Source organism: Pseudonocardia sp. (genome assembly GCF_025965585.1).
Taxonomy (GTDB): Bacteria; Actinomycetota; Actinomycetes; order Mycobacteriales; family Pseudonocardiaceae; genus Pseudonocardia.
In genome coordinates this window covers 1-8,152 of the sequence record NZ_JAOPWR010000417.1, presented here as the reverse complement: position 1 = coordinate 8,152, position 8,152 = coordinate 1, and the positions used below count along the sequence as shown (strand labels likewise).

Sequence of the window (8,152 nt, the reverse complement as noted above, 5' to 3'; positions counted from 1 at the left end):
CGATGTGCACCTTCCACTTCGAGCCCGCGCGCTTCACCCAGCACGGCGAGCGCTTGTGCCGGAACGGGAGGCCCTCGGCCGCGAGGTCGTCGGCGTGCCCGACGTAGATCACCGCGTACTTCTCGGGCTTCGTCTCGGGCTCGGGCTTGTAGAGCACGGCGTAGACGCCGGGCCGCTCGGGCGGCGTCCAGCTACCGAGCACGCGCGGCCCGGAGAACGCGTACCCGGCGAGCGACCCCAGCCGGATCATCCGGGGGCCGTGCCCGGCTCGAAGTCCGCGTCGTAGTCCTCGGCCTCGCTCACGGCCTCGGCCCGCACCACGGGGAAGGCCGGCAGCCCCGCCTTCTTCACGGCGGCGTCGAACTCGGCGCGGCCCCGCTCGAGGGCCTTCTCGCGGGTCTCCGCCTCCACGACGAGCTGCGCGCCGTAGCGGTTGGTTCCGATGCCGGAGGCGATCCCGCCTGCCGGGGCCACGGCGTCGGCCAGCTCGACGACCTCCTCGAGCTCCATGACGCGGTCGCCCTCGGCCTCGATGCCGACGCTCCACCTGATCACGCGGTCGTCCCTTCTAACGCAGCTCGGGCAGCAGCACCGCGAGCTCGGTGAGGCTGCTGAGGTCGTGGCCCGACAGCAGCACGTCGATGTACGGCTCGGCCACCATCATGCCCATGGTGGAGGGCCGGTAGGCGGCGTTGTCGCCCTTGTGCGGGTTCATCCACACGATGCGGTGGCACAGCCGGGTGAGCCGCTCCATCGCGGTGGCCAGGGTGTCGGGGTCGCCGCGGTCCAGCCCGTCGGAGCAGATCACCACCACCCCGCCGCGGCAGACGCCACGCCGGCCCCAGCCGCGCACGAACTCGTCGAGGGAGTCGCCGATGCGCGTACCTCCCTCCCAGCCGACGACGTGCGCGGCCGCCTCGGCGAGCGCCTCGTCGGGGCTGCGCTTCTGCAGGGGCACGGTGATCCGTGTCAGCCGGGTGCCGAAGCAGAACACCTCCACCTTCTGGGCCGCCCGGCCCGCGGAGTAGGCGAACTGCAGCAGCGCGCGCGAGTAGTCGGCCATCGAGCCCGACACGTCGAGGATCAGCACCAGTGGCCGGAGCTTGACGCGCTTGCGCTTGTGGCGCAGCCCGACCGGCTCGCCGTGCATCCGCAGCGAGTCACGGACGGTGCGACGCAGGTCGGGCATCCCGCGCCGGGGGGCGGGACGGGTGCGCCGGGTGCGGCGCCGCGGGGGGGTGAGCCGGATCTGCTCCATGAGGCGGCGCAGCGCCCGCAGCTCGGCAGGGGTGCAGGCGGCGAAGGACTTGTGCCGCAACGTGTCCACGCCCGAGGCGACGAGCCCGAGCCGGGTCTCGTCCTCCTCCTCGCTCTCGGAGTCGGGCGGCTCGGTGGCGGGCACCTCCAGTACCGCCTCGGCCTCGACCGCGGTGTCGACCTTCAGCCGCAGCAGTTCCTCGACGGGGTTGCGCTCGCCGAGGAAGAAGTCGCGGAACACCTCGTCGTAGACCTCGACGTGGTCGCGCCTGCTGATCAGCGTGGTGCGACCGCCCCAGTACAGGTCGAGCAGATCGGTGGGGTCCAACGGCACCATCGCCGCGCAGTACGTGGCGACGTCGCCCGACCCGACGGAGACGCCCCGCGCCCGCAGCGCCCGCCCGAACGCCACGAGCACTCCGACGAGCTCCTCTCCCGCCTCCGTCATGACGCAGCCTCCGCGGGGAGGAGTACGTCGGCGGTCACGCCGTGAGCTCGTCGAGGTTGTCGCGGGCCAGCTCCATGTCCTCCCGCTCCTTGAGCACCGAGCCCAGCGTGACGTCGGCGGCGTCCGGCGTCAGGTCCGTCTCGCCGAGGAACTCGAGCGTGCGGGCCCAGTCGATCGTCTCCGCGACGCCGGGCGGCTTGGCCAGGTCCATCTCGCGCAGCCGGTGCACCGCAGCCACGACCTTGCGCGCCAGCTCCCGGCTCACACCCGGCTGGCGCACGGTGACGATCTCGACCTCGCGCTCCTCGGTCGGATAGTCGATCCAGTGGTACATGCAGCGGCGCTTCAGGGCGTCGTGCAGCTCGCGGGTGCGGTTGGAGGTGAGTACCACCAACGGCGGCGACGTGGCGCTGATCGTGCCGACCTCGGGGATGCTGATCTGGAAGTCCGAGAGCATCTCCAGCAGGAACGCCTCGAACTCGTCGTCGGCGCGGTCGATCTCGTCGATCAGCAGCACCGCCCGGTCCCCGGCACGCACGGCCTGCAGCAGCGGCCGTTCGAGCAGGAACGCGGGGCCGAACAGCTTCTCGACCGCCGCGTCGTCGCTGACCCCCCGCTCGGACATCGCCCGGATGTGCAGCAGCTGGCGCGCGTAGTCCCACTCGTAGAGCGCCTGGTTGGTGTCGATGCCCTCGTAGCACTGCAGGCGGATCAGGTCGCGCCCGAGCACGGTCGCCAGCACCTTCGCGATCTCGGTCTTGCCGACGCCGGGCTCGCCCTCCAGCAGCAGCGGGCGGCGCAGCGACAGCGCCACGTACACAGCCGTCGCGAGCCCGCGGTCGGCCAGGTAGTCGGCGCGGCGCAGCGTCTCGGTCAGCTCGGTGACACTGCCCGGGGCGCTGCCGAGAGGGACACCGCCCGGGGCGCTGCCGGGAGGGACACCGCCCGGGGCGCTGCCGGGCGCGGGCACCGGCGAGTCGTCGTCGTTCAGCGCCCGGTCTCCGCAGAACCCAGCAGGACCTCACGCAGGCTGGTGGAGCCGGGGGCGACCTTGCCCTCGCGCTCGAGGCGCTCGCGCCAGGCGCTGCGCTGGTCGTCGTCGACCGGGCCCGCGGTGGACTCGCCCTCCGCGCCGCCCTCGGAGAGGCCGCCGAAGCCGATGTTCTTCATGTTCCTGCACACCTTGCCGGTACTGCGGCCGATGTCGGTGCCGCTCTGCCGCTGGGCGGACCAGATGCTGCGCAGCACGGACTTCGCCTCGTCGTCGTCCTCGTGGACCATCCGCCGAACCTCCTCGCCACGCTGCTGGACGGCACCATCGTAGTCGCGCCGTCGTCCCTGATGGTGCTCCAGGACACACGCTCGGGCAATCGGCGAATAACCGATCACTTAGCAGCAATGCCGGCGTCGGAGGAGGTCCAGGTCACAATGTGCCCATGACCCTGACCCAGCTGAGCGCCTTCGTGCTGGTGGCCCGCCTCGGATCGGTCAAGGCCGCGGCGAACGCCCTGGGGGTCAGCGAGCCCGCCGTCTCCCAGGCACTCGCCGCCCTCCGCAAGTACCTCGACGACCCGCTGCTCACCCGCAGCGGCAGCGGCATGACGATGACGGCAGGCGGCAGCAGGCTGCTGACGATCGCCGCCCAGATGGTGTCGCTCGGCGCGGAGGCCGAGTCGGCGGTCCGGTCGGCGCGGGGCGCGGCCGAGCAGCTGCGGCTGGTGGCGCCCAGCTCGCTCGTGGAGTTCGTCGCGGGCCCGCTGGCCGACGCGTTCACCGCACGTTCGGCCGGGTCGATCGAGGTGTCGGCGGGGGTGTCGGCCACCGCCGAGATGGGCGTGCTGGTCTCGCAGCGGCTCGCCGACGTCGCGCTGGGGCCCTTCCTCGGGGGCGACCGCAGTCTCGGGCTGGTCAGCGAGCCGATCTTCCGCTGCCGGCTCGTGGTGCTCGCCTCGCCCGACGCGCGCCTGCGCGGCGCACCGTCGCAGTGGCCGTGGCTGGTGGAGCCGGCGGCCACCGACCCGGACAGCGACGTGAGCCGGTTGCTGCGCGGCCTCGGCGTGCCCGAGTCCCGGCTGAGCGTGTTCCCCAACCAGACGGCGGCGTGGGAGGCCGCGGTGCGCGGGGCCGGCGTCGCCCCCGGTATCGCGCACCTCGCCGTGCACCAGCTGCGTCGTCGTGAGCTGCAGGTGGTGGACGTGCCGGGCACGCCGCTGGAGCTGTGCTGGCACGCCACCACGCTGGCGTTGGACCGACGCTCACCCGCCGCCGCGTCGCTGCGGCACTTCCTCGGCACGCCCGAGGCGATGAAGCTGCTGCGCTCCCCCGGCACCGGGGTGCCGCCCTCGCGTTTCCGTCCCCCGGTGTACGTCACCATCTGGAGCTGAGACGCCCCGCCTGGAGCGGGCGCGGGCGGTGGCGAACCGGTGGGCGGGCTCAGCCCGAGAGTGCCCGCACCACCCGCGACGGGGACGGACGGCCCAGCTGCCCGGCCATCCACGCGCTCGTGGTGACCAGCGCGTCGAGGTCCACGCCGTGGGCGACGCCCAGGCCGTCCAGCATCCAGACCAGGTCCTCGGTGGCCAGGTTGCCGGTGGCCGACTCCGCGTACGGGCAGCCGCCGAGGCCGCCCGCGCTGGCGTCGACGGTGGTGACGCCCTTGCGCAGCGCGGCGAGGGTGTTGGCCAGCGCCTGGCCGTAGGTGTCGTGGAAGTGCACGGCGAGCTGGTTGACCGGCACATCAGCCACGACGCACGCGTCCAGCACGGCGTCGACGTGGCCGGGGGTGCCGGTGCCGATCGTGTCCCCCAGCGAGAGCTGCCCGCACCCCATGTCGACGAGCCGGCGCGCGACCGCGGCCACCTGCGCCGGCTCCACCGGGCCCTCCCACGGGTCGCCGAAGCACATCGAGACGTAGCCGCGCACCCGCAGCCCCTCGGCGCGGGCCCGGGTGACCACCGGCTCGAACATCGCGAACTGCTCGTCGAGGGTGCGGTTGAGGTTGCGCTTCGCGAATGTCTCGGTGGCGCTGGCGAAGATCGCGATGTGGCCGACACCGGCCGCGAGCGCGCGGTCCAGCCCGCGGTCGTTGGGCACGAGCACCGGATAGTCCAGGCCCGCGCGCCGCGCGAGGATCTTCAGCAGCTGCTCGGCGTCGGCGAGCTGCGGCACCCACGCCGGGTGGACGAAGCTGGTGGCCTCCAGCACCGACAGGCCCGCGTCGGCGAGCCGGTCCAGGAACTGCGCCTTGACCTCCACGGGCACGACGGTGGACTCGTTCTGCAGGCCGTCGCGCGCGCCGACCTCGTAGATCGTGACCTCCGCGGGCAGCCCGGCGGCCGGCACCCTCATCGGGAGACTCCTAGGATTCATCGGCCACCTCCTGGTAGAGCAGTGCGTACACCCGCTGCACGCCCGGTACGTCGTCGAACTCCAGCGGCTCGTCGGACGCCGACTCGATGATCAGCGTGCCGCAGCCGAGCATGCGCTCCACGATCGCGTGCCGGAACTGCACGCTGTTGATCCGGCTCATCGGGATGTCGATCCCCTGTCGCGACAGCACGCCGTCGCGGACCAGCACCCGCCGCGTGGTGACGACGAAGTGCGTGGTGCGCCAGCGCAGCACCGGCCACACCGTGAACCGGCCGACCACCCCGACGGCGATCACCGCGAGGGCGAGCCAGCCCCACGACGCCCATGTCTGGGCGCGGATCAGGGCGGCGAGGAAGGCTGCCACGGCCACCACGACGAGCAGCACGAGCACCGGCAGCACGAGCATCTTCCAGTGCGGGTGCTTGTGCATGACGATCTGCTCGCCGGGGACGAGGAGTTCGTCCGGATACGCCACGCGGGCCACGGTAGCGCCCGCCCCGGTCTTCCGTGTCCCGCCCGGCCTGCCGGGCCGAGAGTCAAGCCGATCCGTGGTCCGTGGGGCGGACGTGCACGACGTCACCCGCGGCGACCGCCTTCCGGTGGCCTGCGGGGTCGAGCAGCAGCAGCCGCCCGTCCCGGTCGACGTCCTCGGCGATCCCGGTGTGGACGGTGCCGCCAGGGAGCTCGACCCGGACCTCGGCACCGAGGGTCGCGCACCCGGCGCGGTAGTCGGCGCGCAGGCGTCCGGCGTCGGGGTCGCCGCGGCCGCCCCGCCACGCCTGCTCGCGCTCGGCGAGCCTGCCCAGCAGCGCGACGAGCACGTCGGCGCGGTCGACGTCGACGCCCTCGGCGGCCAGCGAGGTGGCGCCTGCCTGGTCGGGCGGGGCGTCGGCCACGTTCAGCCCGATCCCGACGACCACGGCCGGCCGCACGGGATCGGCCACCTCGGCGAGGATCCCCGCGGCCTTGCGCTGCCCGGTGCCGAGCAGGAGGTCGTTGGGCCATTTCAGGCCGGCGGTCGCGACACCGAGGTCACGCACCGTGTCGAGCAGCGCCATCCCGGTGAGCAGCGGCAGCCAACCGAGGCGTGATGCGGGGACGCCGGTGGGCCGCAGCAGCACACTGACCGTCAGGCCCGAGCCCGGGGGCGAGACCCACGAGCGGGTGAGCCGCCCGCGCCCGGCCTGCTGGTGCTCGGCGACGAGGACGGTGCGGTCGGGCGCTCCCGCGGCGGCCGCGGCGAGCAGGTCCGCGTTGGTGGATCCCGTGGTCGCGACCACGTCGACCTGCGCCCAGGTGCCGAGCAGCGCTGCGCGCAGTTCCTCGGGATCCAGGGGCCGGGTGGTCCGATTCATGACGTGGGACGCTACCGGGGGTGACCACAGGCCGTGTCCGGGACAGGGGGGGACGCGACGGGCGGGCGGAACGCGTCGCCGGGCGCGCGGCGGCGCTCGACGGCCGGGCGTGACGCAGACCGCGTCGGTGCACCCTCCCGGGCGGTTACCGGCCGGTTAGGCTCCCGGGCCATGACTGCAGCAACGGAGCCGCTCGGCGACGCGTCCGGCGCCGCCGCCGACGAGCCGGCCAGCGTGGAGAATGACAGCCACACGACCGCCGGCAAGCTGGCCGACCTCTACCGGCGCTCTGAGGGCGCCGTGCACGCCGGCACCGAGGCGGCGGTCGAGCGCCAGCACGCGAAGGGCCGCCAGACCGCCCGCGAGCGCATCGACCAGCTGCTCGACCCGGGCTCGTTCGTCGAGATCGACGCCTTGACACGACACCGGTCCACGAACTTCGGCATGGAGGCCAAGCGCCCGTTCGGCGACGGCGTGGTCACCGGCACCGGCACCATCGACGGCCGCCAGGTCGCGGTGTTCAGCCAGGACGCCACGGTGTTCGGCGGGGCGCTCGGCGAGGTCTACGGCGAGAAGATCGTCAAGGTCATGGACCTCGCGCTGAAGATCGGCTGCCCGATGATCGGCATCAACGACGGCGGCGGCGCGCGCATCCAGGAGGGCGTGGTCGCGCTCGGCCTCTACGGCGAGATCTTCGTCCGCAACGTCCGCAGCTCCGGCGTCATCCCCCAGATCTCGCTCGTCATGGGCCCGTCGGCGGGCGGTGCGGTGTACTCCCCCGCGCTCACCGACTTCATCGTCATGGTCGACGAGACCAGCCACATGTTCATCACCGGCCCCGACGTGATCAAGACGGTCACCGGTGAGGACGTCGGCATGGAGGAGCTGGGCGGCGGCAAGGCGCACAACGTCAAGTCCGGCGTCGCGCACTACAACGGCAGCGACGAGGAGGACGCGATCTCCTACGTCAAGGAGCTGCTGAGCTACCTGCCGAGCAACAACCTCTCCGAGCCGCCCGTCTACCCCGCGCCGGAGCCCACGGCGGGCTCCATCGCCGACACACTGACCGACACCGACCTTGAGCTCGACACGATCGTGCCGGACTCCCCGAACACCCCCTACGACATCCGCGAGGTCATCAACCGCGTGGTCGACGAGGGCGAGTTCCTCGAGGTGCACGAGCTGTTCGCGCCCAACATCGTGGTGGGCTACGGCCGCATCGAGGGGAAGTCCGTCGGGGTCGTGGCCAACCAGCCCACCCAGTTCGCAGGCTGCCTCGACATCGACGCCTCCGAGAAGGCCGCGCGGTTCGTGCGCACCTGCGACGCGTTCAACATCCCGGTGGTCACGTTCGTCGACGTCCCCGGCTTCCTGCCCGGCACCGAGCAGGAGTGGAACGGCATCATCCGCCGCGGCGCCAAGCTGATCTACGCCTACGCCGAGGCCACCGTCCCGCTGGTCACGGTGATCACGCGCAAGGCCTACGGCGGCGCCTACGACGTGATGGGCTCCAAGCACCTGGGCGCCGACGTCAACCTGGCCTGGCCGACCGCCCAGATCGCCGTCATCGGCGCGCAGGGTGCGGTGGGCATCCTGTACCGCAAGGAGCTGGCCGCCGCCGACGATGCCGAGGCGCTGCGCGCGGAGCTGATCAGCGAGTACGAGGACACGCTGGCCAACCCCTACATCGCCGCCGACCGGGGTTACGTCGACGCGGTCATCC

Annotated in this window: 10 protein-coding genes; 2 read left to right on the top strand and 8 right to left on the bottom strand. The window is 72.7% G+C overall.

Features of this window, described 5'->3' with window-relative positions; genetic code table 11:
• The 5 genes from JWR81_RS25745 to JWR81_RS25725 form a co-directional block, all read right to left on the bottom strand.
• A partial coding sequence (locus tag JWR81_RS25745) for a hypothetical protein (protein ID WP_297658456.1) occupies positions 1-250 on the bottom strand: 250 nt, incomplete at its 3' end.
• Entirely contained in the window at positions 247-555 is a 309-nt protein-coding gene (locus tag JWR81_RS25740) for a hypothetical protein (protein ID WP_297658454.1), read from the bottom strand. The genes JWR81_RS25740 and JWR81_RS25745, both read right to left, overlap by 4 nt.
• A 13-nt stretch (positions 556-568) precedes the next feature.
• Entirely contained in the window at positions 569-1,705 is a 1,137-nt protein-coding gene (locus JWR81_RS25735; protein ID WP_297658452.1) for a VWA domain-containing protein, read from the bottom strand.
• 34 nt (positions 1,706-1,739) lie between these two features.
• Positions 1,740-2,582 carry a MoxR family ATPase gene (locus tag JWR81_RS25730; protein ID WP_297658458.1) on the bottom strand — a complete coding sequence of 281 codons (843 nt, stop codon included), beginning with the start codon at positions 2,580-2,582 and terminating at the stop codon, positions 1,740-1,742.
• Positions 2,583-2,692: 110 nt separating this feature from the next.
• Entirely contained in the window at positions 2,693-2,986 is a 294-nt protein-coding gene (locus JWR81_RS25725) for a hypothetical protein (RefSeq protein WP_297658449.1), read from the bottom strand.
• A 155-nt stretch (positions 2,987-3,141) separates the two neighbouring features.
• On the opposite strand from JWR81_RS25725, the gene JWR81_RS25720 reads away from it, so the two are divergent.
• Entirely contained in the window at positions 3,142-4,089 is a 948-nt protein-coding gene (locus tag JWR81_RS25720; RefSeq protein ID WP_297658447.1) for a LysR family transcriptional regulator, read from the top strand.
• A 49-nt stretch (positions 4,090-4,138) separates the two neighbouring features.
• On the opposite strand, the gene JWR81_RS25715 is transcribed toward JWR81_RS25720, so the two are convergent.
• The 3 genes from JWR81_RS25715 to JWR81_RS25705 all read right to left on the bottom strand — a co-directional run bounded on the left by JWR81_RS25715 (position 4,139) and on the right by JWR81_RS25705 (position 6,429).
• Positions 4,139-5,074 (bottom strand): hydroxymethylglutaryl-CoA lyase, encoded by a 936-nt coding sequence (locus tag JWR81_RS25715; RefSeq protein ID WP_297658445.1) that lies wholly within the window; start codon positions 5,072-5,074, stop codon positions 4,139-4,141.
• Entirely contained in the window at positions 5,064-5,549 is a 486-nt protein-coding gene (locus JWR81_RS25710; RefSeq protein ID WP_297658440.1) for a PH domain-containing protein, read from the bottom strand. The genes JWR81_RS25715 and JWR81_RS25710 overlap by 11 nt, the downstream gene beginning before the upstream one ends.
• A gap of 61 nt (positions 5,550-5,610) precedes the next feature.
• Positions 5,611-6,429, bottom strand: a complete 819-nt coding sequence (locus JWR81_RS25705; protein ID WP_297658438.1) for a biotin--[acetyl-CoA-carboxylase] ligase — start codon at positions 6,427-6,429, stop codon at positions 5,611-5,613.
• Positions 6,430-6,600: 171 nt separating this feature from the next.
• Here JWR81_RS25705 and JWR81_RS25700 point away from each other — a divergent pair.
• Positions 6,601-8,152 (top strand): acyl-CoA carboxylase subunit beta (locus JWR81_RS25700; RefSeq protein WP_297658436.1); only part of this gene is annotated, 1,552 nt, incomplete at its 3' end.